Here is a 25,724-nt window from a genome sequence, read left to right as displayed (position 1 = left end):
CCGCGGCTTGGTGCTAGACGACCACAAGCTTGATGGTCGAACCCTCCGGGGCGCTGCCGCCGGCGGGTGACTGGGAGCGAACGGTCCCGAAGAACCCGCCGAGGAACTCCTCGACCTCGACCTTGAAGCCCAGCGCCTCAAGCTCCCGGCGCGCCTGGGCCAGCTGGCGGCCCTGCATGTCGGGCACCTCGATCATCCGCGGACCGCGCGAAACGACGTATTCGACCGTCGAGCCGCGCTCCAGCTGCCCGCCGGCCGGCTTCTGCGACAGGATCTGCCCGGCTTCCACCCTGGTGCTGTATTCCTTGCCGGCGTTCTTGCCCTTCAGTCCGGCCTTCTCCAATGCGGCATCGGCAGCCTTTGGCGTCATCCCGGCCAGGGAGGGGACGTCCACGGGCGCCGGGCCGCGCGAAACGACCAGCGCGACCCTGGTGCCGCGGCGCAGCTTCTCCCCGGAGTCCGGATCCTGCTTCAGCACCACGCCCTTGGCGACCTCTTCGGAGTACTTCCGCGTGACCTTGCCCGCTGCCAGGAAAGCCGTCTTCAGATCGGCCTCGGCGTCGGCCTGCTTGCGGCCGGTCAGGTTGGGGACGGCAAAGAGTTCGGGGCCCTTGGAGACCATCAGCGTCAGGCCCTGAAATCGACGGATCGTTTCCCCGGCGGCGGGTTCACTTCCAACCACGAGGCCACGCTCAAGCTTGTCGTCGAATACCTCGCGGGTGCCTGCCTGCACACCGGTGGCCGCCAGCTGGTCGACCGCCTGGCTGGCGGAGGCGCCCTTCAGCGTCGGGATCTGGAAGGGTGCGCCCGGGCCCATGCCGAAGAACAGGGAGACCGCGGCCACGATCGAGGCCAGCAGCACCAGCAGGATTCCGAGGAGCCACTTGCGGCGCGCCGGGGTCCGGGGTGCCAGCTGGTGCGTCGGGATCTGCGCATCCTTCTTCCACGCGATCGCTGCGGCCTTGGCGTTTTTCCTGGCCTGCCGGGCGGACACCGGACGCTGCGGCCCGGACTCCATGGCTTCGGTGTGGGACGGCCCGGCCTGGGCGTGGTCCCGGCTTTCGCCGAGGGCCCGGGTGCGTCCGGCGCCGCCCAGGACGGTGGTCTGGTCACCGGGCACGCCCAGCGCGCGGGTGGCGTCCTCGGCCGAGGGGCCCTCGGCACCCCCGGAGGCTGCCGGCAATGCCATGGTCGCGTCGGCGCCGTTGGCGGCCCGGCCGGCCGCGGCGGAATCGCGGTACTCCTGGGCCTGGGCCAGGGCCTCGTGCACCGAGGTGTGCGCGGAGGTCGCCGGGGGGATCAGGTCCTTGAGCCCGCCGAGGGTCTCGGAGCCCAGGTCCAACTGCGCGGGGGACAGCGAATCGTGGATCTGCTTGAGGTCGCTGAGCAGGAACGAGGCGTTCTGCGGCCGGTCCCCGGGGTCCTTGTTGGTGCAATAGGCGACCAGCTCGTCGAGCTCGCCCGACAGCCCGGGCACGAGCGCCGAGGGCGGCGGGACGTCGTCGTTGATGTGCTTGAACGCCAGCCCGTAGGCGCTGTCCGAGGAGAAGGGCTGGCGGCCGGTGAGCAACTCGTAGGCGATGATGCCCACGGCGTAGATGTCGCTGCGTTCGTCGGCCGGTTCGCCCTTGGCCAGCTCGGGGGAGATGTATGCGGCGGTTCCGAGGAAGTTGGTGGCATTGGTGTGGGCGGTGGCTGCCCGGGCCAGCCCGAAGTCGGCGACCTTGATGCGCCCCTCATCGGAAATCAGCACGTTGGCCGGCTTCATGTCGCGGTGCACGATGCCTTCCTCGTGCGCCACCGACAGCCCGGTGCAGATCGCCTGCAGCACCACCAGCGCCTGGCGCGGGGTGTAGCGGCCACGGGATTTCAGCGACTGGCTCAGGTTCAGCCCGCGCACGAATTCCATGACCAGGTACGCGGTGGACCCGGAGACGTGGTGGTCGCGGATGCCCACGATGTTGTCGTGGGTCAGCCCGGCGGCAATGATCGCCTCGGCCTCGAAGCGTTCCAGGATGACCGGATCGGAGGCCAGGTGGGCGTGCAGGACCTTCACGGCAACCGTGCGGTGCAGCCGCAGGTCCGTGGCTCGGTAGACGGTGGACATGCCGCCGTCGGCAATGCGGGCATCGAGTCGATAGCGTTCATCGAGGATCGTGCCCAGGCGGGGGTCGGTGTGTGGCGCTGTCACTTATCGATCGTAACCAGTGGTTGGGGACTTGGGGGAGTGTGGCACACGGGCGGCACGTGGTTCTTGCCCGGCCGGTGCGGCGGGCATCGGGGCCCAGAAGCAGACGAGGGGTCGGTTCCAGTGGAACCGACCCCTCACCTTGCTGTGCTGTGGAGCACCAATCGACCTAGGAGGCTCGACGGGCCCGTGCTGCCCGGCGCTTCAGCGCCCGGCGCTCGTCTTCGCTCATTCCGCCCCAGACCCCGGCATCCTGGCCGGACTCGATGGCCCATGCCAAGCACGTGTCCACCACGGGGCACCGTCGGCAGACACTCTTGGCTTCTTCAATCTGGAGCAGGGCCGGTCCGGTGTTCCCGACGGGGAAGAAGAGTTCCGGGTCCTTGTCCAGACAGGCCGCGCGGCTACGCCAATCCATGCTTGTTGATGCTCCTTGGGGGTAGGAAAAGTGAGGGGGATCGCCCTGGGCCGTGAGGCCGGGCAAAAGCAGTGTGGCGGGAAAATTGCCATACCCGAACGACTGCCTAACAAGGTTTTCATGTTACGTTCACGTAAACAAGGGTCCCGTGTTGCAAATACCTTGGCTTCCTTGAGTGCTTGGTCACAAGCACCCGTTTTACGGCTCCCGCTAACAGGTTTGTCCCATCGTGACAAGGGTGTTTCTTGGCCCGTTGCGGGGTCTTTGTCACACGCGGGCCCGGCTTCCGCTTTGGCTTCGCCGGTGGTGGCCGTACTAGATTTGAGGCGTGATGAACCAGCCAGCGCCCCAGTCCAGCCGCCCCGCGATCCCACGCCGCCCGATCTCGGTGCTGCTGATTTCGGCGCTTCTGGTCCTCGAGGGGCTCGCGGTGCTTGCCTACGCACTGACCTATGCCCTGTCCCTGGGCCAAACGGGTGAGCTGGGCATGGGGGCACGGATATTCATGCTGGTGCTGATCATTGCGGCCGGTGCCTGGCAGCTGCTGGTGGCCCACCACTTCTTCCGGGCCCGGGCCTGGACGCGTGCGGCCGTCCTGGTCTGGCAGGTCTTCCAGATCATCCTGGCCTTGCAGATCGCCATGCCGGTCGACGTGCTGGTGGCGTGGCTGTGGCTGGTGCCTGCGGCGGTGGTCGTTGTGCTGCTCTTTGACCCGCGCACCACCGCGTTCCTGGGCGACCGGCCGACGACGCGCCCCGGGACCGGCAACAAACCCTGATTCCCCTGTTCCGCGCCGCGGGGGCGGATGGTTCACGGAACCCGATTCACGCATTGGACTTGGCGGATCGTTCCCCGGTCCGCGACCATGGCACGGCCGCGCACGCTCACGGTGGCCGGCGGCAACCTGAAGCCGCTGGGATCGGCGTCCGCACCGAACTGCGGATCAAGCACGAGGAACGAACGCGCATCGCGCACCACCGCCGAGAGCCCCAACTCGAACAGCAACCGTGAACCGGGTTCGGCGCTGAGCACCAGCTGGAGCCCGGCACCCAGCAGCACCTCGGCGGCCCGTGCAGCCCGGGCCACGCGCAAGTCCGCGCGATCCACCAGCACCCGCGCCGCCTTCGGGTGGCCCTGCATGAATTCCTCGGCCTGCACCGGCAACTCGTCCCCAAGGCCCAGGTGCACGGTGTGGCCGGTATCCGCATCGCCCAGCGAGGCCAGGTGCCTCATCAACGTGGACTTGCCCGAACCCTCGTGTCCGATGACCAGCCCGCAGGGGCCCGGTGCCCACACGAAGGTGCGGTTGTCCGGACCGCAGAGGCCGATGGCCAGTTCCGGAGCCGCCTGTGGCCCCGGAGGCAGCGCCGGCAGCTGTTCGGCGGCCAGGGATTCGGGCAGCGGCACGGAACGCAACCACGCGCCGGGGAACTCCCCGCCGGGCAGCGGCAGGCTCGCCGCGTCGTCGAGCAATTGGAATGCCGTGCCGCGCTCCGGCTCATCGGGCCCCAGCAGCACGCCCCGGCCCACCTGCGGGGCCACCTTGCGCAGCTGCGGCCATCCCATGAGGACCTCTGGTCCGGCGCCGCGCGGGAAATACCAGCGGGTCTCGCACAGCGATGCCGCCCGCGAACCGGCCAGATCCCTGTCCCCGCTCACCACCAGGGCGCGGCCCAGCTCGGGGGCGGTGCGGGCGAACGCCGCCAGCTGCGCCTCGAGGCGCATGAACACGCTTCCCTCCAATGCCTGGGCCCAACCGCCGAGCCCGCACACCAGCAGCAGCATCGGCTCCACGCACGCGGGATCACCCAGCTGCAGGAGCAACTCGTTGATGCGCCACGAATCGCCGGGACCGAAGTATCCGCCCACCGCCGGGTGGCCGCGCAGCGCGCCGTGGGTCCCGTTGCCGTCGAGCAGCAGCGTCGGCATGCGCCAGGATTGGCGGTTCACCGCGTGCAGCAACAGGCCGGGGACGTTCTCGATGCCGGAGGCCGGCAGCCCGCACACCACCAGCCGGGCCGTGGTGCGCGGGTCAAAGACCAGGGGACCTGGCTGGGGCAGCTTCGGGCGATCAACCAGCCCGATGGCTCCGGTGCCTCCTGGCACCTGCCGCAGCACCGCACGGCCGATCGCGGGCAGGGACGAAGGAAGTGCGGCGGAAAACGGGTTCGGCGCGGGTTCGATATCCCGGTGCCCCAGCACGATGCGGCACACCGCTTCCGCCAACTCCGCGTCGGAGCCTTGGGAGGCTTCGGCATCCGGCACCCCGGTGGCGGCGGGCCCCGGCCCGGATCCGGCATGCGGCAGCTGCTCGGAGAACAGCATTTCGCCCAGGTCGGCCCCGAAGGCCCGCAGCCGGGCCGGGACGCTGGGGCGGGCGTTCACACGGGCCCGGAAACCCACCGGGGCACCGCCCCCGCGCCGGAAATACGCCAGCCCCGGGGCAGCGGGATCCAGCCGGGCCGCCACCGGCGAACCGATCAGGTCGTTGGACTCGGCTTCGCCGATGGTGCGCAACGCGATGACCGAGCCGATGTTGGCCCGCAGCGGCGCGCTGACGGTCCCGGCGGGCCGCTGTGTGCTGAGCACCAGGTGGATCCCCAGCGACCGTCCGACGGTGGCGATGTGGATGACCCGTTCCAGGGCCTCGGGCAGCTCGGTGGCAAAGACGCGGAATTCGTCGATGAGCACCACCAGCCTAGGCAGCGGGAGATCGTCCGGCGCGCGCGAGCGCAGGTAGTCCCTGTGGTCGGTGGCCGCATGCGCCGCCAGGAAGGCCTCGCGGCGATGCAGCTCGTTGTCGAGCAGTTCCAGGATCCGTTCGGCCTCGGCCGCGTCCAGGTCGGAGACGAAAAGCTGCACGTGCGGCAATCCGCGCAGCGGCGCCAACGTCGCCCCGCCCTTGAAATCCACGAGCATGAAGGCCAGTTCATCGGGACCCGAATCCGCGGCCAGGCCCAGCACCAGGGTGCGCAGCAGCTCGGACTTGCCCGACCCGGTGGTCCCGGCGACCAGGAGGTGCGGCCCCTCGGCATCCAGGTCCACGCGCAGCGGACCGGCATCGGTGTCCCCGACGATGGCCCCGGGCGGGGTGCCCGTGCCGCTTTCCCCGTCGGCCTCCGAACCTGCCTCGACCCAGGGCAGCATGCGTGAGACCGCGCGGGCCAGGACGGGCAACCCAATGCCTTCGGTGAGCACGTGCAGGGACGGTTCCCGGGTGCCGTGCGGCGGCGCCCCGGTCTCCGGGGACCGCCGGCCCCGCCCGGGACGTGTGCGGGCGCCGGGGAAGCGGCGGGACTTCCGGATCCCTGCCGGGGGTGCCGAGCGCAGCCAGGGGTTCAGTTCGCTGCCCGCCCCCTGCAACAGGATCCGGCCGGTGGAGCAGTCGATGTGGACCTCCGCCCCGGGCGCGGGGGCCGGGCCTCCGCAGCGGATGGAGGCGGGCGCACCGGGGCATGCCGCACCACGTGACTCCCCGAGCGCGGCGACCGCGCCGACCGCGGCCCGGAGCGGCCCGGGCGTGGTAAGCAGCACGATCGTGGGCCTCGGATCCGGGGCAATCGGCGTGTCGGCCCCGCCGACCTGGACGCCGGGCAGCATCGCGAATTCCGAGGGAAGGAAGCCGGCGGGTCCCTGCACCACCACGCGCAGGGATCCGGATGCGAGCAACGGAAGCCAGCGCACCAGCACCGCGCGCAGCACCGGACCCCACGCCGATTCGGGGCCCTGGAACCACACGGCCGAACCGGCCTGCAGGGCCAGCGGCACCGGGGAATCGGACAAGATGCCGGGATCCACCACCGGTTCGCTGTCCACGTCGCCCGCCGCCCCGCCGTTGTTCCCGGGCCCGGATCGCGGCTTCCCGCGCGCACGCCCCCGCGACTCCCGGCCTCGCTCCCGATGCCCGCGGCCGGGTCGCGGATCCGGAGGGGCGGCCCCCGAGGCGGTGCACAACCACGCCGCCAGCCGTCCGTGCCCCAGCACGATTGCGGGGAATCCGTCGTCATCCACCGCAATCCCGGCGGCCAGCCCGGCCGCAACCGCTCCCAGCGCAGGAGCCAGGTCCTCGCGGCGCCTCGCATCGGCAGCGGTGGCCCGGGCCCAGGCGCGCCGGAAGCCGGCCTTCCCCCGGAGCACCAGCAACGCCGGCAACCCGCCGGTCACCAGGGAAATCGCGGAGAAGGCCAGGAAGAACACGCTGTGGGTCATCAGGAACAGCCCCACGCCCAGCCCCAGTGGCGCCAACGCCCCAACCAGCATCATCGCCAACCGGCTGCCCGGTTCCTCCGCGGCGATCGGCACCGGCTGCAGCGGCCATCGGGAGGACCCGGGGGACAGCCCGCCGGGCGGCAGCACCCCGAAGCTGCTGTCGCCCGCGCTGAAGGTGTCCCCGATCAACAGGCGCCGCTCCCGGATCGGGGTCTGGGCGAACCAGACCCCGTTGGCCGATCCCTCGTCGCTGAGCACGATGGAGGTGTCGGTCACCCGGACCAGCGCATGGCGGCGCGAGAGCCGAAGGTCCCCGATCGGCAAGTCGACCTCACCGCGGCCCAGGGCCCACAGGCCGCGACGCAGCGGCAGCGTCCCGCCGGGATCCGGACCGCGCAACACCACCAGCACCGCCGGCTTGATCTCGCCGGACGCGCCCTGCCATCGGCGGGGAGCAAGGTCCGCGGTTGCCGCGGGCACATCGCACAGCAGCATCCGCCCCTGGCGGGGCAGCTGAGCGATCTCCTCCAGCGGCCTCCCGCCGGCATGCCAGCGCAGCCGTGGCCAGCGGCGGGCCAGGGCAGCGGCCAGCACCGGTCCGCCGAGAGGCTCCGCGGCCTCCAGCTCCACCAGCACCGGCTGGCCCAGGGCCGCCGAGACGAGCCTGATGAACAGTTTCCCTCCCATGGGCCTTGTGCCCACCTGCCTTTCGCCGCGCGTTGCCGAACCGCGGTCCCGATTCCCCTTCCCCAACGTTAGGACCGCCCGGCGCCCGGCCCGCGGAAACATGGCACCCCCTGTGGACGGACCCCGATGCGCCCCGGGAGTTTCTCCACAGATTCGGCCGGAGCCTTGTAGCCGCCGCGGCACCCGGGTATGGTCGCGGTATTGCGTCATGAAACTAACTGGATATTGCCGCTCACCAGCACTCCGGGGTGCCTCGCGAGGCCATCCCAAGCACCGGCCCCCGCACGCCCTGGCGAACGGCATGGCTCCCGGCCACCGGCCGGGAGCCGGTCACGGCAGGGATGCACGATGGCGGACGGACTGGCGATAGTTGAGGATGAGGTACGCGAACTCATCCGCAGGAACGGGCTTGACCCCTCCACCCAGGTGGGGGAGGTCCGCCGGTTGGTGGACGACGTGGTTCGCGACTATGACGAACGCTCCTTGCTGGGGGTGCTCCCGGCGCTGGGGGAACTCGGCCTGGCCCGGCGCCGCATCATGGACGCTGTGGCCGGGCTCGGCGCCCTCCAGCCCCTGCTGGATGATCCCGACGTCGAGGAAATCTGGCTCAACGGACCCCACGAGGTGTTCTGCGCGCGCGGGGGAACCTCCGAGCTGACCTCCATCCGGCTTACCGAGGCCGAGGTCCCGGCACTGGTGGAGCGCATGCTCAAGTCCTCGGGCCGCCGCCTGGACCTGTCCCAGCCGTTCGTAGACTGCCAGCTGGCCGACGGCTCCCGCCTGCACGTGGTCATCCCGGACATCACCCGCAAGCACTGGGCGGTGAACATCCGCAAGTTCATCGCCCGGGCCAGCAGGCTCGAGCACCTGGTCGAACTCGGTTCGCTGTCCCGGCAGGCCGCACACTACCTGGATGTCGCCGTGGGCGCGGGGTTGAACGTGCTGGTCTCCGGGGCCACACAGGCGGGAAAGACCACGATGCTCAATTGCCTGGCCTCCTCGATCGGCAGCCGCGAGCGCGTGGTCACCATCGAGGAAATCTTCGAGCTGAAGATCAACCTGCGCGACGTGGTGGCCATGCAGACCAGGCAGCAAAACCTGGAAGGGAACGGGGAAATCAACATGCGCCGCCTGGTTAAGGAGGCGCTGCGGATGCGCCCGGACCGGCTGGTCATCGGCGAGGTCCGCGAGGCGGAATCGCTGGACATGCTCATTGCCCTGAATTCAGGGCTGCCCGGGCTTTCGACGATCCATGCGAATTCCGCCCACGACGCGCTGACGAAGATCTGCACGCTGCCGCTGCTGGCCGGGGAGAACATTTCCAGTGCGTTTGTGGTTCCCACGGTGGCCGCGTGCCTGGACCTGGTGGTGCACTGCCGCCGGGACGCGGCGGGCAGGCGCTTCGTCGGGGAAATCATGGCGTTGGGCCGCCGCGTGGAAAACGGGGCCATCGAGACCACCACGCTGTTCGAACACCTCGACGGACAGTTGACCCTGGCCCCGACGGCGGACCTGGCCCACCAAAAGCTCATCGACGCGGGGATCGACGTGGCCGAACTGGGACGGATCGTGGCATGAGCGTCTTCCTGGGACTGACCCTCGGGTTCGGGCTGCTGCTGGTATTCCGCGCCTTCACCGCCGCGGCGCACCCCGGAGTGAGGGCCGGCAACGGGCGCATCGAGACTCTGTTGCTGCATGCGGGGCTGGACAAGGTCACCCGCGGCGGCTTCATCTCCGCCTCGATCACCGCCGCGGTCATCGTCGGGCTCATCGTGCTGATCCTCACCGGTGCCCCGCTGATCGCACTGACCTTCGCCGGGTTCGGGGCCGGCGCGCCCTGGGCGCTGGTGCGCCGCCAAGGGGCCAAGCGCGCGGCAAACCTGCGCGAGCAATGGCCCGACGTGGTGGACCACCTGCGCTCGGCAATCCGGGCCGGGATGTCGCTGCCCGAAGCGCTGACGCAACTGGGATCGCAGGGGCCCGAGGCGCTGCGCCCGGCCTTCACCGACTTCGGCCTGGACTACCGGGCCACTGCCCGCTTCAACGACTCCCTCGAGTCCCTCGCCGCGCGCCTGGCCGACCCGGTGGCCGACAAGATCGTCGAGGCCCTGCGCATCACCCGCGAGGTCGGCGGCACCGACCTGGGCGAGATGCTCGGCACCCTCAGCTCCTTCCTGCGCGACTCGGCCCGCACCCGCGGGGAACTCGAGGCCAGGCAGTCCTGGACGGTGTCCGCGGCCCGCCTGGCCATCGCCGCACCCTGGGTCATCCTCCTGCTGCTGGCCGGACAGCCGGCGGCCGTCATCGCCTACTCCTCGGTCACCGGAATGCTGGTGCTCATCGGAGGGCTGGTCGTCTCGTTCATTTGCTACCGGACGATGATGCGCATCGGCCGGCTGCCCGAGGAAGAACGGGTGTTCCGATGAGCTCCGCCATGATCCTGTCGCTGGTCCTCGGGCTGTCCCTGGGCAGCGGGCTGTGGCTGGTGCTGGTGCGGATCCCGGCGATGCGCCCGGTCACCTTCGCCCAACGCGTGGCCCCGCACCTGCGTGCCGGGCGCAGCGGATCGCGGATGCTCAACGAGTCCTTCGCGGCGCAGACGCCCTTTGGCCCGCTGGGCCGCATTCTTGGTCCGATGCTGGCCGACGCGGCCAGGCTGTCCCAGCGCCTGAACCCCAGCAACGAGGCCATGGCCCGGAGACTGGCCCGGGCCGGGCTGGGTATCAGCGTGCTGGATTTCCGTGCCCAGCAGCTGCTGTGGTCCGCCGGGCTGACCCTGGCCGGTGCCGCGATGCTGGCCGCGAACCTCGTGGCCGGGCGCTTCAACCCGATGTTCGCGTTCCTCGTGCTGGTCTTTTGCGCCGTCGGGGGCTACCTGCTGCGCGACTGGTACCTGGGGGAGCAGACCACCCGGCGCAGCAGGCGGATCCTGGCCCAGTTCCCCACGATCGCCGAACTCATGGCGTTGGCGGTGGCCGCGGGGGAGAGCACCGTGGGATCCATCGAACGGGTGGCCCGCACCTCCAGGGGAGCGCTCAGCGAGGAATTCGCGCTGACGCTGGCCCACGTCCGCGCCGGGGCAACCCTGGCCGAGGCCCTGGCGGAGATGTCGGACCGGATCCAGTTGACGGCCATGACCCGATTCGTCGACGCGATCACCGTGGCGGCCGAGCGAGGGACCCCGATCGCCGCGGTGATGCGAGCCCAGGCCCAGGACGTGCGCGACGCGGCCAAGCGCGAGCTGATGGAATCGGCGGGGAAAAAGGAAATCGGCATGATGGTGCCCATAGTTTTCGGCGTGCTGCCGCTGACCATCGTTTTTGCGGTGTTCCCGGGGCTCGCGCTGATCGACATGAACTACTGACAGGAGGGATCACACCGCAAACCGCCCACCGGAAGGCGGCGAGGCCACACCGGCAGGGGCACCGACGAAGCTGCCCGGGCGTTGATGGCCATCGCCGCCATCTTCGGGTCGGCAACCTGCCCCCGGGAGGGGAAGGACCGAAGGCACGGGGCAAGACATCGCATCATGAAGCACCAGGCTCCCGCGGCCGTGAAGGCGGCGGGGCAATCCAGCAAGGAGAAGGAACATGAGGATCGCAGACAGGATCGGGTTGATGGTCATCGGCATGGGAATGTGGGTCGGGACCCGCACCATGGGCCTGGCCGGAAGCATCAAGCGCAACGAACGCGGGGACGTCCCGGGTTGGGTCATGATCACTTTAATGAGCGCGTTGCTCGTTGCGGCGCTCCTGGCCATCGCCGGCCCGCGCCTGGAAGAGCTGTTCAACCAGGCGATCGACCGGGTTGCGGGGATGGGCTAGCGACGCGCGCATGCCACGGCCCCATGAATCCCGGAAGCACGGCACGCAGGAGAACCAACAGGGTTCGGCGGTCGCCGAATTCGTGATGGTCTCCGCGCTGCTGATTGCGGTTTTCATGGGCATCCTGCAGCTGACTTTTGCGCTGCATGTGCGCAACACGCTCATGGATGCGGCGGCGGCCGGCGCCAGATACGGAACCCTGGCCGACCGCGGGCCCGGCGACGGGGTGCGCCGCACCCAGGAACTGATCCGCGGGGCGCTCAGCGACCGGTTCGCTTCCAACGTGCACGCCACCCCCATCGACATCGGCGGCACACCGGGCGTGCGGATCACCGTGCGGGCAGGAATCCCGCTGTTCGGCATGGTCCCGTTCATGGGCGAGTTCGTGGTCCAGGGGGAGTCGGTGCGGTATGGATAGGGCACGAGGCCACGCCGCTCCCCGGGAGGCCGGTTCCCGGCGCCGGTGCCCGGGTAACGCATGCCGTCCCGCCGCCGCGATCCGGGCCACAACCGCTGCGAACCCCGCAGCAACCAGCATACGTCGTCGGGCGTCCCGCGGCACCCAGGACGGCTCGTCCATCATCGAATTCATCTTCCTGGTGGTGCTGCTGCTGGTGCCGCTGGTCTACCTGGTGGTGGGTGCCGCGCACGTCCAGGCGGCCAGTTACGCCGCAGTGGGAGCGGCGGACCACGCCGCCAAGGTCTTCGTCACCGCCCAAACCGAAGGCCAGGGCCGTGCAAGGGCGGCCGATGCCGTGCAACGCGCCGCGGCCAACATGGAGATCGGGCCCGGCCGCACACATTTCACCTACAGCTGCCGGGGCGCCTGCCTGAGTGCGGGAAGCACCGTGACGGTCCACGTGTCCGTTGAAACGGTCCTCCCGCTGCTCCCCGAGGGCTGGAGCTGGCGCACCGGCAGCGTCCAATCCGACGCAACCCAACGGGTTGATCGATATGGGTAGCCGCACGGGAATACGCGCGAAGCCCCGCCCGGGGGACACTCCCGCACCCCGGCCGGGCTCCGGGGGCCACCGGAGCGCGTTGCGAACCCTGCTTCCACCGGGGCGCGAAGCGGGCCAATCCATGGTGCTGATCATCGGAATGGTAGCGATCGCCCTGCTGGCCATCAGCGTCGTGCTCGCCGCCACGGCGGTCAACGTCCAGGCGCACAAGCTGCTGTCGGTGGCCGACGGCGCGGTCGCGGCGGCGGCCGACAACTTCGAGCTCACCGCCGGCGGTGAGGACATTGCCACGCTCCGCCTGCAGCCATCCGAGGTCCGGCACGCTGCGGAAAAATACCTCGGCGACGTCAACGCCGGGGCGGGCTTTTCCAACCTGCACATCGTTGCCGCCGGGGTGGAACCGGACGCAGTCACCGCACATGTGCGGCTCGGTGCGGTCGTGCACCCGCCGATCATCGGCTGGGTGGTCCCGGGCGGCGTGAATATCCGGGTGGACGCCTATGCGCGGACGCTGCTTTCACGCTGAATCCCCGCCCCACGTGCACGGGACGATGGGTACTGCGCTCGCCGGTTGGCCCTCGGCCACTGCGCTCGCCGGGAACACCTTGCCGGCCGGATCCGAACCGCAGCACAGCCCCATCGTGCCCGGACGCATTGGGCACAATCACCGGTCGGCGCAATGCCTGGCCCCGCAAATGTCGTAGGCTGGAAACTACCATGGCTTCAACTGACTTTTCTGCCGAAATCAAATCACTGCGCTCCACCTATGCCTCCATTGAAGAGGTCTCCGATGTGCCGCGCATCCGTGCGGACATTGCAATGCTCTCCGAGGAAGCCGGCGTTCCCGATCTTTGGGACAACCCGGCCGCCGCGCAGGTAGTCACCTCCAAGCTCTCGCACCGCCAATCCGAGCTTGAGCGACTGACCGTCATCCACAACCGCATCGAGGATCTGGAAGTGCTCGTCGAACTCGCGGAAATGGAAGGCGACGCCGACACCTTGCAGGAGGCCGAGACCGAATTCAAGTCGGTGCGCAAGGCATTGGCCGACCTGGAGGTGGTGACCCTGCTCTCCGGCGAATTTGATTCGCGCGAGGCCGTCGTCACCATCCGTGCCGGGGCCGGAGGGGTGGACGCAGCCGATTTTGCCGAGATGCTGATGCGCATGTACCTGCGTTGGGCGGAAAAACACGGCCACCCCACCCGGGTCATGGACACCTCATACGCCGAAGAGGCCGGCCTGAAGTCAGCGACCTTCGAGGTCAACGCCCCCTACGCATTCGGCACACTGTCGGTCGAGGCCGGAACCCACCGCCTGGTGCGCATCTCGCCCTTCGACAACCAAGGCCGCCGCCAGACATCCTTCGCCGCGGTCGAGGTCATCCCGCTGATCGAGCAAAACGACTCCCTCGAGATCCCGGAAAATGAGATCCGCGTCGATGTCTACCGTTCCTCGGGCCCCGGTGGGCAGTCCGTGAACACCACCGACTCCGCGGTGCGCATGACCCACATCCCCACGGGCATCGTGGTGTCGATGCAGAACGAAAAGTCGCAGATCCAGAACCGCGCGGCCGCGCTGCGCGTCCTGCAGTCGCGCCTATTGCTCGTGAAAAAGGCCGAGCAGGACGCACAAAAGAAGCAGATGGCCGGCGACGTGAAGGCATCGTGGGGCGACCAGATGCGCTCCTACGTCCTCAACCCCTACCAAATGGTCAAGGACCTGCGCACCGAACACGAGGTTGGAAACACCTCTGCGGTGCTCGATGGCGACATCGACGACTTCATCGACGCCGGGATCCGCTGGCGCGCCGCGCAGCGCCGCCCGGAGGCCTAAACACTCACCAACACGACGGAGGTCCCGCAGGCACATTTCACCATGTGCCTGTGGGACCTCCGTCGTTGTCCGCCTGGAGGCAGGAACATGGGCGCACGGGTCGAAGGCCCGGCCGCAATCTCGGGATGCCGGCCAGCCCGTTCGACGGCCCTTCGGTGCCTATGGGTGAATTTCCCGCTTGGACGTCCTACGATGTGGCTAAGGAACCACACGCAGGTCATGCGATGCCAAGCATCCAAGCACGCGTGCTTCGCGCCAACCGGTATGTGGTCTCCGGGTATCGTCCATCCGCAATCCCAGGAGTGCAGGAATGTTAGACAAGACCTACGAATCTGCCGGCGCCGCAGTGGCGGACATCCCCGAATCTGCGTCCATCGCGGTGGGCGGATTTGGACTCTCGGGAAATCCCAACGCACTGATCCGCGCGGTATTGGAAAGCGGGGTGGGCGACCTCAAGATCGTCTCGAACAATTGCGGAACCGACGAGCAAGGTCTGGGGATTTTGCTGGGTGCCGGCCGGATTTCGAAGATGACGTCCTCCTACGTCGGGGAGAACAAGGAATTTGCGCGCCGCTACCTCAAAGGCGAACTGGAGCTCGAGCTGACCCCGCAGGGAACGCTCGCCGAGAAACTACGCGCGGGCGGAGCCGGAATTGCGGCCTTCTACACACGCACCGGCGTCGGCACACAGGTGGCCGAGGGCGGGCTGCCCCAGCGATACGGGCCAGACGGAGAAATCGTCCAGGCTTCCAAACCCAAGGACCAGCGTGACTTTGCGCCGGGCGGGGAAACCAAGACTTTTGTCCTTGAAGAATCCATCGTCACCGACTATGCGCTGGTGCATGCGGCCTACGGGGACCGTCATGGCAACCTCGTGTTCAACAAGGCCGCCCGGCAATTTTCGCCCGTAGCGGCGATGGCAGGGAAGATCTGCATTGCCGAGGTGGAGCACCTGGTCGAGCCTGGCGAACTCGATCCCGATGCAATCCATCTGCCCGGGGTCTTTGTCCACCGCGTGGTCGAAGTCGGAACCGACATCGAAAAGCCAATTGAAAAGCGCACCGTGCAGGCAGCAGGCGCTGCATCGGGCGACCGGCCGCTGACGAAGGAGGCCTAGGCAATGTCTTGGTCACGCAATGAAATGGCGGCACGCGCCGCGCTTGAACTGCCGGACGGTGCATACGTGAACCTGGGGATCGGCTTGCCCACGCTCGTGCCGAACTATGTTCCGGCCGACCGCACGTTGGTGCTCCAATCGGAAAATGGGATTCTTGGCGTTGGCCCGTATCCCGCCGAGGCAGATGTCGATCCCGACCTGATCAATGCCGGGAAGGAAACCGTGACCGTGCTTCCCGGCGCCAGCTACTTCGATTCGGCCACCAGCTTCGCGATGATCCGCGGCGGCAAGATCGATGCAGCAATCCTCGGTGCCATGCAGGTGTCCGCCGTCGGAGACCTGGCCAACTGGATGATTCCGGGCAAGATGGTCAAGGGCCCAGGCGGAGCAATGGACCTGGTCCACGGTGCCAAGCGCGTGATTGTCCTGATGGAGCATGTGGCCAAGGACGGCAGCGCGAAGATCGTCAACGAATGCTCCCTGCCGCTGACCGGCCGCGCGGTGGTGCAACGCATCATCACAGATCTCGCCGTCATCGACATCACGGATGCAGGGCTTCGGTTGATCGAATGCGCTCCCGGCGTCACCCCCGAGCAGGTCCAGTCCGCGACGGAAGCGCCGTTGTTGCTGGGATAGCGCCGATTCCCGGTCGTTCACGAGATCATCGATCCCTGCGCCGTGAGCGGGCACGTCGTTGCCTTAGCGGGAGACTTGCACGTGCGGTGGTGAGTCTGCTGTCCGCGGTTGAACGTCACGGATCGGATACGCAGTGCGCGCCCATCGGACTCACAGTTTCGTGACACACCCGCTTTTTGTCCCGGATGTGTGCTGCCGGGACGGATAGAGTTCAAGGGCTGGCTTTGCAACTTCCTTCAACAAAGTCCCGTGCCTGGATCATGCGCCGGCGATCCCGCGGGCAGAGCTGCGATGATTAGATTCGAAAACGTCACGATGGTCTATGACCAAAAGTCACGCCTTGGCTCGGAGAATGCGCGCCCTGGCCTCGACGACGTAACCATTGAGATTGACCGCGGTGACTTCGCGTTTCTTGTGGGGGCCTCCGGTTCCGGCAAGTCCACATTCCTCCGCCTGATCCTTCGCGAAATCGTCGCAACCGGTGGTTCGGTGCACGTTGCCGGGCAGAACGTTGCACGTATCTCCTCGTGGCGCGTGCCCAAGCTGCGCCGAGGCATCGGCGTCGTGTTCCAGGACTTCCGCCTGTTGCCGCAGAAAAACGTGTTTGAGAACGTCGCCTTTGCGATGCAGGTGGTCGGGGAAAGCCGAAGCGCCATTCGCGACCACGTGCCAGAGGTCTTGAAACTTGTGGGCCTCGAAGGCAAGGAAAAGCGCCAGCCCGATGAACTTTCCGGCGGTGAACAGCAGCGCGTGGCCATTGCCCGCGCCATTGCCAACAAGCCACAGATCCTGCTCGCCGACGAGCCCACGGGAAACCTGGATCCAGCAACGAGCGTCGGGATCATGAACGTGCTGGACCGGATCAACCAAAACGGCACCACGGTGATCATGGCCACGCACGATGACGGCATCGTCAACTCAATGCGTCGCCGGGTCGTCGAGCTTTCGCTCGGCAAGATCATGCGCGATGAAATCGCCGGCGAATACACCTCGATGATCCCGGTGATCAACCAGGACGGCACACGCGAATTGCGACAGGCCGATCACAGCACATGGCACAGACCGTCGACAGGTAACCAGGCCTTTGCACCGTTCGACACTGAGGACGACATGCCATGAAACTCGGATTCATTCTTGGCGAAGTAGGCTCAGGCCTCCGCCGCAACCTTTCCATGGTCGTATCCGTCGTCCTGGTCACACTCATTTCGTTGACGTTCGTGGGCACCGCCGCCCTAATGCAGATGCAGATCACGCAGATGAAGGGCTACTGGTACGACAAGGTCCAGGTGGCCATCTACCTCTGCGGTGAACACAACGAAGGTACCAACTGCGCCGAGGGCGCGGTCACGGAAGGCGAGCGCGGCGAAATCAAGTCCATGCTGGGCTCGGCGGCCGTCAAGCCATATGTGGATAACTTCGAGTACGAATCGAAGGAGCAGGCGCTCACCCACTTCCGCGAACAGTTCGAGAACTCCTCGATGAGCGAAACGGTCACGGCGGACCAACTACCCGAGTCGTTCCGCGTTTCGCTGGTCGATCCGGAGAAATACCAGATCATCAAGGAGCTCTTCTCGTCGATGGATGGCGTGGACGTCGTGGTAGATCAACGGGAGTTGCTGGAAAAGATCTTCTCCATCATCAATATCGCTTCCTTCGTCGCCATCGGCATTGCCGGGGTGATGATCCTGTGTGCCGTGCTCCTCGTGGGCACGACGATTCGCCTATCGGCCTACTTGCGTCGCCGAGAAACCGGCATCATGCGCCTGGTTGGTGCCTCGAAGTCCTCACTCCAACTACCCTTTGTCCTGGAAGGTGTCATCTCCGCGCTGATTGGTGCGCTGTTGGCCTCCGGGGTCTTGTGGGCTGCCGTGAGATTCCTTATCGACGACAAGCTGGCCCTGGACTACAAGGACACGGCGTTCATTTCCACCGGCGAGGTATTCATGGTCGCGCCATGGCTGATCCTGCTGGGTGTGGTTTTGGCTGGTGTATCGTCGTTGGTAACCTTGCGACGCTACTTGAAGGTTTAGTGCGTCGCTTCCTCATGTCAGACTCGATTCCCATAGGACTCAAAGGACATTTATGTTAGCCAAAGCAGTATGGTGCCGGATTGCGCGTTCAGGGGCCGTGGGTGCGCTTTCCATCGCACTCCTGGTTTCAGGAGGCGTAGGCGCCCACGCCGACGAGCTAGATGACCGCAAGGCCCAGGTAGAGCAGAACATCGACAATCTCTCCGAGGATCTTGAAGTCCTTGACGGTGATATCAAGGCCACCGACGCAAAACTCCGTGGATTGCAGGCGCAGCTTCCCGCTGCCGAGCAAGCCTTGGCCGATGCCCAGGGCAGGGTGCGCCGAGCTTCCGACGAAGCGGCGGACCTCGCCCGTCGGGTACAGGCTGCCCGCGAAACCCGCGACCAGCTGAACGTGAAGATTGCCGAGGGCAAGGCGAAGCTGGAGGACTCCAAGCAAATCATTGGCCAGATCGCCACTGAGGCCTACAAGCGTGGAGGGGTCTCGTCCGACCTGTCCTTGCTGTTGAACGCGACGTCCGACGGCAACTTGGCAGCAGGGATGGACCTGGCCGACCAAGCCATGCGTTCGCAGAACGCGGCGCTTGATGCCCTCTCCGAGCAGTCCGCCACCGACGCAAACGCCAAGTTGCGGTTGGCAGCGGTTGAAGCCGAAATCACCGACCTCAAGTCCGCCGCCGACGCTGCGCTGGCGCGTGAACAAGTAGCCCGAGACGATGCGGAATCCAAGAAGCAGTCGCTCGACGGCATCATCACCCAGACCGACGCCTTGAGTGCCGAGCTCTTGGCCCAGCGTCCGCGAATCCAGCAAAGACTGCGCGCCGAAGAAGTCGAAAAGGCACAGGTCAATGCTGACATCAAGGAGCGGCAGGAACGGCTGATCCGTGAGGAAGCCGAACGCAAGCGCAAGGCCGCGGAGGCCGAACGCAAGCGCATCGCCGAGGCAAAGGCCAAGTGGGAGCGCGAGGAAGCGGCGCGAGCCAAGAAGGCCAAGGAAGAAGCCGCGCGGCAGAAAAAGAAGGACACCTACGTCAAGCCCCAATACGTGGCTCCGAAGCCGCAAGCCGTTCCCCAGGAACGTAGCTCGTGGGGCCTGGTCAAGCCCGTATCCGGTGGACGACAGACCTCGGGCTTTGGCTGGCGACCCACTCCGTCCGGAACGATCGACTACGGGGGGCGTGGCGGCTACGTGCACGCCGGCGTCGACTGGGGCTTCGGCGGGCAGTGTGGTTCTCCGGTGCATGCCGCTGCCGACGGAGAAGTGTGGATGGCTGGCTGGGGTGGAACCTCCGGAAACAAGGTCACCATCAGCCATGGCGTGGTCAAGGGCAGGGCGCTGGCCACAAACTACCACCACATGCAGCGCGTGGTTGTCAGCGTGGGCCAGAACGTCAAGCAGGGCCAGCTCATCGGCTACGTCGGCACCACGGGCAACTCCACCGGCTGCCACATGCACTTTGAGACCATCGTCAACGGTACAGCCGTAAACCCATTGGGACTTCTCTAGCGGTAAGCTATAAGCTCGCCAAGTGAAGAAACCACTCGCGGAGAGGAGAAGCCAACGTGTCTAAGAAAGACCCGCAAGAGCGGATCATTGCAAGCAACCGCAAGGCCCGACACGACTTCGAGATTCTCGATACCTACGAGGCCGGCATGGTACTCAGCGGGACCGAGGTCAAGTCGCTGCGTGAGGGCAAGGCATCGCTGGTCGACGGGTTTGGGCAGTTCTACCGCAACGAGTTGTACATCGAGAACGTCTACATTCCGGAGTACCTCAACGGTTCGTGGACGAACCACGCCGCACGGCGGCGACGCAAGCTGCTGCTGCACCGCATGGAACTCCTGAAGATCGAGCGCAAGATCAACGAGGCCGGTCTGACGATCGTGCCGCTGAGCCTCTACTTCAAGAACGGGCGCGCGAAGATCGAAATCGGTGTGGCCAGGGGCAAAAAGGAATACGATAAACGCCAATCCTTGCGAGAGAAGCAGGACAACCGCGAAGCGCTGCGCACCATGCGGGAACGAAACCGCGGGGTGCGCGACTAAGCCTCGTCGCGCCAAAGGAATAGACGTGACGCGAATGTGCGTTAGACTAGGTATGCACGGTTGATCCGTGTGGTTGGGGTAGCGCAAGCTGCTCATTGACAACAAAATACGGGGATGATCGGTTTCGACGGTGTGAGTCGCGACATGTGAAGCGGGCCGAGGATGCAAAGTTATCTCGTTAACGATCTTTGCAAAACAATAAGTGCCGACTCAAAGCGCACTGACTTCGCTCTCGCTGCCTAAGCAGCCAGACAGTCCGTAAGCCAGGGGATGCTATCGCCCCTGTTCCTTACGTCATTTAGATAGCCACTGCGGGAAGTTAGTGTTACCGGAACGACCCGCATAATTTAGGTAACTGTGCCCGGACCAGCCGCTTGTTTGCAAGACGACTGGGGCAGAGAAAATCCAACGCAAACTGCGCCCGGAGAAGACCTGGCAACACCACATCGGACGGGAGTTCAATTCTCCCCATCTCCACAACGAAGGCCCTGCAGATCCACGGATCCGCAGGGCCTTTCTTGCGCCTGAACGATTTTCCGAATCGTGGCACCCAATCGAGCCGGTGGCATGCAGGATCGCGGCTAGAAGAGCTTGGGGCTGGTTTGCCGCCGGTGCTGCCAGTAGTCGTTGCGCCGCGGGATCTGTTCCGGATCGAGGTACTTGGGCAACAAGACCGCAGGCAAGCCATCGCCGTCCCGGACCAGTTGTATCTTCCCGGAGTGGAAATCATGGTGGTGCGAACTGCAACCGGGGCCGATGTTTTCCACACTCGTCACCCCTCCGTCCTCCCACGAGTCGATATGGCACATTTCGCAGTGCTCCGGCGGCACGGCACAACCCGGAACCAGGCATCCGCCATCCCTGGCGAGGATGCCCTCCCGCATGTAGTCCGGGACGAACCGCTGTTCGCGGCCCAGATCCAGGAGCTGGCTCTCGCCGTTGAACGTGGCTGGCAATACGCCTGCGTCGCACAACATCCGTCTGAGTTCTCCGGGGCTGATGTCCAGCCCGTGGGCGCTGATGCCGGCTCGTTCGGCCAGCCCCAGAAGAGTTTCGAGTTGGCAGTGGACCACCAAAGTCGCCCTGGCCCGGCCCTTGCCGCCCTTGGCGGAACCAGCGACGCTGTGCAGCGCGTTGAGGATTGATTGGAGGTGGCGACGTGCCGGTGTCAATCCGTCAAGGCGGGAAGCATCCTCCTGCCAGTGCCCTGTCGGGGCCTCTTCGGGAATCCCTGGGGCAGGCGTCGCCGGCTCTTCGCCAATGTTGGTCTTGTTGGCTTCGTTGGCCTTGTCGTCCTTGGTGGCGGCGAACCCAGGGTCCGTGTCGGCGGCCCGGGGGAGCTCGTTTGTCGCGGCATCCGGGGCAACCGCCCAAGCGGGAATCGGTAGCGCGTCGTTCAGATTCATGGCGCTGCCGTCCTGGCCAACGGGTCCTTGGGCCCGGGCCGCGGCATCGCGGGCAAGACCGTCCCTGTTGCCCGCAGCGGTGCGCGCGTTATCCGCGTTGGCGAAGTGCGACAGGAAGATCTCCGCATCCACGTTGAGCATGCATAGGTTGAAGTACGAGAAGTGCTCGGTGCGGCGGGTCAGGAAGATACCGGTCTTGGCTTCGATCTCTTCGTCGCTGGGCTCGCTGGGAGCAGATTCCTCCAGGTGGCGCTGCCAGGCGGTGACGAGCTTGCCGGTCGCCTGGGGACCCTGGGTGCGCAACGAATCCAGGACCTTGTCCTCCAATGTGGTGGCGAGCTCCTCGGCCTTGGGTTGCTTTTTGATGACGGGTGCAACCTTGTCCATCTTCTTCGCCAGCTGGATTGCGTGCCTGGGGTCAACCGTCCCCGACTGGGCGTCCTCGGAGAGCTTGGGGTAGCGGGCCGGTCGGCTGATCCCGTTGACATCCACGTGGGGTGCCAGTGCGGTGGCGGCCTTGATCCGGTCACGGACCTCAAAGTATGCGGTCCCCAACAGGTGCTGCAGGAAGTCCGCGGTGTCCTTGTGGGGCAGCCGCCCGATCGGCGCAGTCAGCGGGTCGGCGGGCAAGGAGCTCTTCCCTGCCAGGAACGGTGCGGGGTCGGCCACGGTGGCGGAGAGCTGCTCCATGGTTTCGAGCGGCAACTCGTGGGCCAGGGTGCGTTGGGCGGATTGTGCGGCGAGGATCTGGGTGTAGGTTGTGCGCCGGTGGGCACGTTCGACGATCAGTGCGACCATGGCGGCCTCGGTGGGAGAGGTTGACCCGGTGGCCAGCTCAGTGGCGGTGGCAACGAAGAATTCCTCGGCGGCGAGCAGCAGGCGCAAGCGATCGGCCCGGGACACGGGGTGGCCGGGCGTGGAGCCCTGGCCGGTGTATCCGCGGCTTTGGCCCAGGAACTGGGTGAACTGCTCGGTGTTCATGCCTTTGAGCATGCCCGATCCGCCGGGTTCGTATCCAGAGGGTTTGCAAATCTGTGGATAACCGAAAGATGAATGCGGGGTCGTGGCCGGTGAGGGCACGGGACGCGGTCGGGGGAGCCCGGGCCGGGGTTGCGGCGGGCCGGGTTTGCAGCGGAACGGCAACAGGACGGGCGAGGGCCCTGCGAACCGGAATCATCCCGGTGTGCAAAGGCACCCGTCCGTCCTGTTGGCCGGCGGCCACGGGGCCGCCGCGGTGCGTGTGCGCGGGGTTGGTTACTCGTCCGCGCCGGTGGTGATCGAGGGCGCGGTCTTCGGCGCCTTGAGCGCGGCCAGGCGTGCCTCGATCTCTGTCTGCTCGCCCATGTCCTCCAGCGAGTTGAATTGCGCGTCCAGCGACGAGGAGGCAAGTTCGGCGGCGCCGCGCACGCGGGCCTCTTCGCGGCGGATCTTTTCCTCGAAGCGGCCCACCTCGCTGGAGGGATCCATGATGTCGATGGACTTAACGGCCTCCTGCACCTGGTTCTGCGCCTGGGCGGACTTGGCGCGGGCCACGAGCTCGTCGCGCTTGGAAACCAGTTCCTGGCGCTTGGACTTCATGGCGTCCAGTCCGGACTTGAGCTTCTCGACGATCTCGCGCTGCGAGGTGATGGTCGGCTCCGAGGACTTCGCCTCGGACTCGGCCTGCATCTGGCGCTGGATGGCGACCTTGGCCAGCGAGTCGAACTTGTCGGCGTTGGCCGTCTCGCCGGCGGATCGGAACTCATCGGCCTTGCCCGACGCGGCCAGGGCCTTGCTGCCCCAGTCGGAGGATGCCTGGACATCCTCGTTGTAGTCTTCCTCGATCATGCGCAGGTTGCCGATGGTCTGGGCGACTGCGGTTTCGGCCTCGGCGATGTTGTCGGTGTAGTCGCGGACCATCTGGTCGAGCATCTTCTGGGGATCCTCGGCCGAATCGAGCATGGCGTTGATGTTGGCCTTGGCCAGCTGGGCGACTCGACCAAAAATAGACTGCTTTGCCACGGTGAGACCTTTCGTTGACTGACTGGTTGATCTTCTTCTGTCGCGCTTCCGGTGCCGGAACCGCAGTACTGCAATCTGTGGGGGCCCGGTCGGTTGCCGTGACCCGTGGCACCGACCGGAGCGGTCGGTGCCGGTGCTGGGGTGCTGCCGCCTAGAAGTTGCCTCCCGCGCCATCGCCGAACCCGCCGCCGAAGCCACCTCCGCCGCCGCCGCCGAATCCGCCGAACCCGCCGCCGCCGAAGATGCCGCCGCCGGAATCACCGGAGTGCGAGCCGCCGCGCAGGATGGAATCGATAAGGATGCCGCCGAGGATGGCGCCGCCCAGGCCGTTGCTTCCGCCCCGGCCGCCGCCGAAGCCGCCGCCGAAGCCGTTGACGTCGTTCTCCGCCTCGCGGGCGGCCTGGTCGGCCAGTGCCGAGGCATGCTCGGCGTAGGACAGGGCATTGACCGGGTCGGAGGAGGCCAGGCGCAGCGCTTCCTCGAGGTTTCGCTGGGCCTCTGCCAGCCGGGTGCGGGCCGTGGCGCCGACGCCGCCGCGCCGGGCGCGGATGAAGTCGTCGGTGCCGCTGATCTTCATCTGCGCGGAGCGGATGGCCGCCTGCAGCTGGTCGGCCGCACGGCGGCTGCGTTCCTGCGCATCGCGGATCTGGTTCAGCTGCTCGTTCAGTGGACGAAGCCCCGCATCGACCTCGGCCAGCAGGGCGACCGGGTCCACCCGTCCGGTGCCGACCTGCGCCTGGACCGAGGACAGCGCGGATTTCAGGGCGGCGACCGGTCCGGCCAGCTCCGGGTTGGAACCGTTGGCGACCAGGGCGCGTCCCTGGGCCAGGTCCTGGGCGGCGGTGGAGACCATGGACTCGAGGTCGGCGCGGGCCTTGTCCAGGTCGTCTCCGGCATGGGCGACGGCATCGAGCAACACGGTGGCCTGGTGCACGGCGTCCTCCCCGGCGCGGACCGCAACGGCGGCCTCGGCGGTTTCGGCCGCGGCGATCTTCGCCTCGGCGGTGGACACCGCGGTGTTGGCGAAGTCCAGCCGTTCGGTGGCCTCGGCGATGTTCGTGTGGACCTGGTTCAGTGCGCCGTCGGTGTAGCGGGCCGCAAGCTCGGCGAGCTGCCCCTGGACCGTGCCAACGCGCTGGCGCAGCGGCTCGATCCGGGCCTTGAGCGAGGCGGCGGCCTCCGGCGCGTTCTTTTCCAGCTCGCGCAGCGAGGCGAACTCCTCGGTGTGCTGCTCGAGGGTCTCATTCACGGCCTCGCAGCGGCGGATGATCTCACCTAGCCAGGAGCGCTGTTCTTCCTCGGTGTCGGGGATCTCGTCGTCCAATTGCTGCTGCAGCTTGAAGGACTCGGACATGTGGGTCCTGGCCGTCTCGATGTCCTCGGCGAAGGGCTTGATGGCCGTCTCGCCGAATTGTGCCTGGGCAAAGCCGACCTCCTGCTCGGAGGAGCGGATGGCGTCGTCGGCGGCAATGAGCAGGCTCCCTGCCTTGGTGCGCAATTCCGGGATGCTGAGCGATGCCAGCGGGTCCAGCGGCTTGCCGTCGGGGCCGGTGGCCACCTGGGGGAGCTGCGCGGGGAGCTTCTTGCGGCGCGTCAGCGCCCAGGCGGTTGCCCCGCCGACCACCACGACGCCGCCGACCAGCAGCCAGCCGGCGGTGCCGCCGCCGGATCCGCCGTTGGAACCCGAACCGTTCGGGCCGGTGGCGGCTTGCTCGCCGTCGGGGGTCATGCCGTTGGAGACGTTCTCGATGCCGTTGACCGCGCCCAGGGCAGCTGCGGCCCACTGCTCGTCGGACAGCTCGGGGGAAACCATCTGGTTGAAGATGTCCTGGCCGGAGGCGTGCAACTCGCTGCGGTCGTTGGTGGTGAACCTGGCGTTGCGATCCTGGACGGCGACGGCCAGCACCACGTCGCTGGTGCCCATGTTCTTGGACTTGGCCACCTCGGTGACCCACTCGTCAGGGTTGTCCGGGTTGGTGAAGGTATCCACGTAGATGACGTAGAGCGACTGGCCGGTGTCCCGCTTCAGTTGCTTCACCGCGTCCTCGACCTCGGAGGCATCCGAACCCAGGACGTTGGCCTGGTCCACGACGAACTGCCCCGGGGGGATCTGCACGGGGGAGTCGGCCAGGGCCGGGGGTGCAAGCATGAACAGGGACAAGATTCCTGCGGAGGCAACAAGTGCCATCCGCCGGGGGAGCGATTTCATGGTTTTCCTTCACCCTTGCATGGTCGGCCGCAGAATATGCGCGTATCGTTGCCTGATTGCATGCAACTTTCCGGATTCTGCTGTCGATGTTGATTCTAGGTGGGTGAAACGCGCGAGTCCACAGAATCGCCGGTGCACTGGGCCGGCGGTTTCCGGAT

At 66.8% G+C, this 25,724-nt stretch carries 21 protein-coding genes and 1 other RNA gene; 16 read left to right on the top strand and 6 right to left on the bottom strand.

Going from position 1 to position 25,724, the window contains the following annotated elements:
- Window positions 1–13: 13 nt before the first annotated feature.
- Window positions 14–2,191 (bottom strand): Stk1 family PASTA domain-containing Ser/Thr kinase, encoded by a 2,178-nt coding sequence (locus J2T21_RS15980; RefSeq protein ID WP_307582639.1) that lies wholly within the window; start codon window positions 2,189–2,191, stop codon window positions 14–16.
- 166 nt (window positions 2,192–2,357) lie between these two features.
- Entirely contained in the window at window positions 2,358–2,606 is a 249-nt protein-coding gene (locus J2T21_RS15975) for a WhiB family transcriptional regulator (protein WP_007271814.1), read from the bottom strand.
- Between the two features lie 328 nt (window positions 2,607–2,934).
- Here J2T21_RS15975 and J2T21_RS15970 point away from each other — a divergent pair, with 328 nt between their 5' ends.
- Window positions 2,935–3,384, top strand: a complete 450-nt coding sequence (locus tag J2T21_RS15970; RefSeq protein WP_307582635.1) for a hypothetical protein — start codon at window positions 2,935–2,937, stop codon at window positions 3,382–3,384.
- Window positions 3,385–3,416: 32 nt separating this feature from the next.
- Here the strand turns inward: J2T21_RS15970 and J2T21_RS15965 are convergent, their stop codons facing one another.
- A complete protein-coding gene (locus tag J2T21_RS15965; protein ID WP_307582633.1) occupies window positions 3,417–7,502 on the bottom strand; it encodes an FtsK/SpoIIIE domain-containing protein in 4,086 nt (1,361 codons plus the stop codon).
- Between the two features lie 348 nt (window positions 7,503–7,850).
- On the opposite strand from J2T21_RS15965, the gene J2T21_RS15960 reads away from it, so the two are divergent.
- The 15 genes from J2T21_RS15960 (at window position 7,851) to ssrA (ending at window position 20,430) form a co-directional block, all read left to right on the top strand.
- A complete protein-coding gene (locus tag J2T21_RS15960) occupies window positions 7,851–9,080 on the top strand; it encodes a CpaF family protein (RefSeq protein ID WP_307582631.1) in 1,230 nt (409 codons plus the stop codon).
- Complete coding sequence (locus J2T21_RS15955) at window positions 9,077–9,928, top strand: type II secretion system F family protein (RefSeq protein ID WP_307582629.1); 852 nt, start codon at window positions 9,077–9,079, stop codon at window positions 9,926–9,928. The genes J2T21_RS15960 and J2T21_RS15955 overlap by 4 nt, the downstream gene beginning before the upstream one ends.
- Window positions 9,925–10,866, top strand: coding sequence for a type II secretion system F family protein (locus J2T21_RS15950; RefSeq protein ID WP_307582627.1), 942 nt, complete (start codon window positions 9,925–9,927; stop codon window positions 10,864–10,866). The genes J2T21_RS15955 and J2T21_RS15950 overlap by 4 nt, the downstream gene beginning before the upstream one ends.
- Before the next feature lie 265 nt (window positions 10,867–11,131).
- Entirely contained in the window at window positions 11,132–11,326 is a 195-nt protein-coding gene (locus tag J2T21_RS15945; RefSeq protein WP_307582720.1) for a hypothetical protein, read from the top strand.
- A gap of 10 nt (window positions 11,327–11,336) precedes the next feature.
- Window positions 11,337–11,744, top strand: a complete 408-nt coding sequence (locus J2T21_RS15940; protein ID WP_307582625.1) for a TadE family protein — start codon at window positions 11,337–11,339, stop codon at window positions 11,742–11,744.
- Window positions 11,737–12,288, top strand: coding sequence for a hypothetical protein (locus J2T21_RS15935; RefSeq protein WP_307582623.1), 552 nt, complete (start codon window positions 11,737–11,739; stop codon window positions 12,286–12,288). Before J2T21_RS15940 ends, J2T21_RS15935 begins: the two co-directional genes overlap by 8 nt.
- A gap of 121 nt (window positions 12,289–12,409) precedes the next feature.
- A complete protein-coding gene (locus J2T21_RS15930) occupies window positions 12,410–12,814 on the top strand; it encodes a hypothetical protein (RefSeq protein WP_083411006.1) in 405 nt (134 codons plus the stop codon).
- Between the two features lie 191 nt (window positions 12,815–13,005).
- The gene (gene prfB, locus J2T21_RS15925) at window positions 13,006–14,121 is read left to right on the top strand and encodes a peptide chain release factor 2 (RefSeq protein WP_307582622.1); all 1,116 of its coding nucleotides are present in this window, start codon (window positions 13,006–13,008) and stop codon (window positions 14,119–14,121) included.
- A gap of 310 nt (window positions 14,122–14,431) precedes the next feature.
- Window positions 14,432–15,238, top strand: coding sequence for a CoA transferase subunit A (locus J2T21_RS15920; protein WP_307582621.1), 807 nt, complete (start codon window positions 14,432–14,434; stop codon window positions 15,236–15,238).
- A gap of 3 nt (window positions 15,239–15,241) precedes the next feature.
- Window positions 15,242–15,874, top strand: a complete 633-nt coding sequence (locus J2T21_RS15915; RefSeq protein ID WP_307582619.1) for a CoA transferase subunit B — start codon at window positions 15,242–15,244, stop codon at window positions 15,872–15,874.
- A gap of 291 nt (window positions 15,875–16,165) precedes the next feature.
- Entirely contained in the window at window positions 16,166–16,993 is an 828-nt protein-coding gene (gene ftsE / locus J2T21_RS15910) for a cell division ATP-binding protein FtsE (protein ID WP_307582617.1), read from the top strand.
- Window positions 16,990–17,904, top strand: a complete 915-nt coding sequence (ftsX, locus tag J2T21_RS15905) for a permease-like cell division protein FtsX (RefSeq protein WP_307582615.1) — start codon at window positions 16,990–16,992, stop codon at window positions 17,902–17,904. The genes ftsE and ftsX overlap by 4 nt, the downstream gene beginning before the upstream one ends.
- 97 nt (window positions 17,905–18,001) lie before the next feature.
- Window positions 18,002–19,411, top strand: coding sequence for a peptidoglycan DD-metalloendopeptidase family protein (locus J2T21_RS15900; RefSeq protein WP_307582614.1), 1,410 nt, complete (start codon window positions 18,002–18,004; stop codon window positions 19,409–19,411).
- A gap of 56 nt (window positions 19,412–19,467) precedes the next feature.
- The gene (gene smpB / locus J2T21_RS15895; RefSeq protein WP_083411005.1) at window positions 19,468–19,950 is read left to right on the top strand and encodes an SsrA-binding protein SmpB; all 483 of its coding nucleotides are present in this window, start codon (window positions 19,468–19,470) and stop codon (window positions 19,948–19,950) included.
- Window positions 19,951–20,060: 110 nt separating this feature from the next.
- Window positions 20,061–20,430, top strand: a transfer-messenger RNA (tmRNA) gene (gene ssrA / locus J2T21_RS15890).
- Window positions 20,431–20,531: 101 nt separating this feature from the next.
- Here the strand turns inward: ssrA and J2T21_RS15885 are convergent.
- From J2T21_RS15885 to J2T21_RS15875, 3 genes are all read right to left on the bottom strand, one after another.
- Window positions 20,532–22,337, bottom strand: coding sequence for an HNH endonuclease signature motif containing protein (locus tag J2T21_RS15885; protein WP_307582612.1), 1,806 nt, complete (start codon window positions 22,335–22,337; stop codon window positions 20,532–20,534).
- 273 nt (window positions 22,338–22,610) lie between these two features.
- Window positions 22,611–23,357, bottom strand: a complete 747-nt coding sequence (locus J2T21_RS15880; protein ID WP_209909009.1) for a PspA/IM30 family protein — start codon at window positions 23,355–23,357, stop codon at window positions 22,611–22,613.
- Between the two features lie 151 nt (window positions 23,358–23,508).
- On the bottom strand, window positions 23,509–25,566 hold the full coding sequence (locus J2T21_RS15875; protein WP_307582610.1) for a TPM domain-containing protein: 2,058 nt from the start codon (window positions 25,564–25,566) through the stop codon (window positions 23,509–23,511).
- Window positions 25,567–25,724: the final 158 nt, after the last annotated feature.

Origin of the sequence: Paeniglutamicibacter psychrophenolicus, from assembly GCF_030812255.1 — a bacterium.
Classification (GTDB): domain Bacteria; phylum Actinomycetota; class Actinomycetes; order Actinomycetales; family Micrococcaceae; genus Paeniglutamicibacter; species Paeniglutamicibacter psychrophenolicus_A.
Note: the sequence above shows the minus strand (reverse complement) of the source record. Positions and strands in the feature narration are given on the sequence as shown.

Coding starts and splice junctions, on each gene's coding strand:
- J2T21_RS15915 (WP_307582619.1), top strand. CDS start 15,242: ATGTCTTGGTCACGCAATGAAATGGCGGCACGCGCCGCGCTTGAACTG.
- J2T21_RS15955 (WP_307582629.1), top strand. CDS start 9,077: ATGAGCGTCTTCCTGGGACTGACCCTCGGGTTCGGGCTGCTGCTGGTA.
- J2T21_RS15935 (WP_307582623.1), top strand. CDS start 11,737: ATGGATAGGGCACGAGGCCACGCCGCTCCCCGGGAGGCCGGTTCCCGG.
- J2T21_RS15940 (WP_307582625.1), top strand. CDS start 11,337: ATGCCACGGCCCCATGAATCCCGGAAGCACGGCACGCAGGAGAACCAA.
- J2T21_RS15945 (WP_307582720.1), top strand. CDS start 11,132: ATGGGAATGTGGGTCGGGACCCGCACCATGGGCCTGGCCGGAAGCATC.
- J2T21_RS15885 (WP_307582612.1), bottom strand. CDS start 22,337: ATGAACACCGAGCAGTTCACCCAGTTCCTGGGCCAAAGCCGCGGATAC.
- ftsE (WP_307582617.1), top strand. CDS start 16,166: ATGATTAGATTCGAAAACGTCACGATGGTCTATGACCAAAAGTCACGC.
- J2T21_RS15960 (WP_307582631.1), top strand. CDS start 7,851: ATGGCGGACGGACTGGCGATAGTTGAGGATGAGGTACGCGAACTCATC.
- J2T21_RS15975 (WP_007271814.1), bottom strand. CDS start 2,606: ATGGATTGGCGTAGCCGCGCGGCCTGTCTGGACAAGGACCCGGAACTC.
- J2T21_RS15950 (WP_307582627.1), top strand. CDS start 9,925: ATGAGCTCCGCCATGATCCTGTCGCTGGTCCTCGGGCTGTCCCTGGGC.
- J2T21_RS15930 (WP_083411006.1), top strand. CDS start 12,410: ATGGTGCTGATCATCGGAATGGTAGCGATCGCCCTGCTGGCCATCAGC.
- prfB (WP_307582622.1), top strand. CDS start 13,006: ATGGCTTCAACTGACTTTTCTGCCGAAATCAAATCACTGCGCTCCACC.
- J2T21_RS15965 (WP_307582633.1), bottom strand. CDS start 7,502: ATGGGAGGGAAACTGTTCATCAGGCTCGTCTCGGCGGCCCTGGGCCAG.
- ftsX (WP_307582615.1), top strand. CDS start 16,990: ATGAAACTCGGATTCATTCTTGGCGAAGTAGGCTCAGGCCTCCGCCGC.
- J2T21_RS15920 (WP_307582621.1), top strand. CDS start 14,432: ATGTTAGACAAGACCTACGAATCTGCCGGCGCCGCAGTGGCGGACATC.
- J2T21_RS15875 (WP_307582610.1), bottom strand. CDS start 25,566: ATGAAATCGCTCCCCCGGCGGATGGCACTTGTTGCCTCCGCAGGAATC.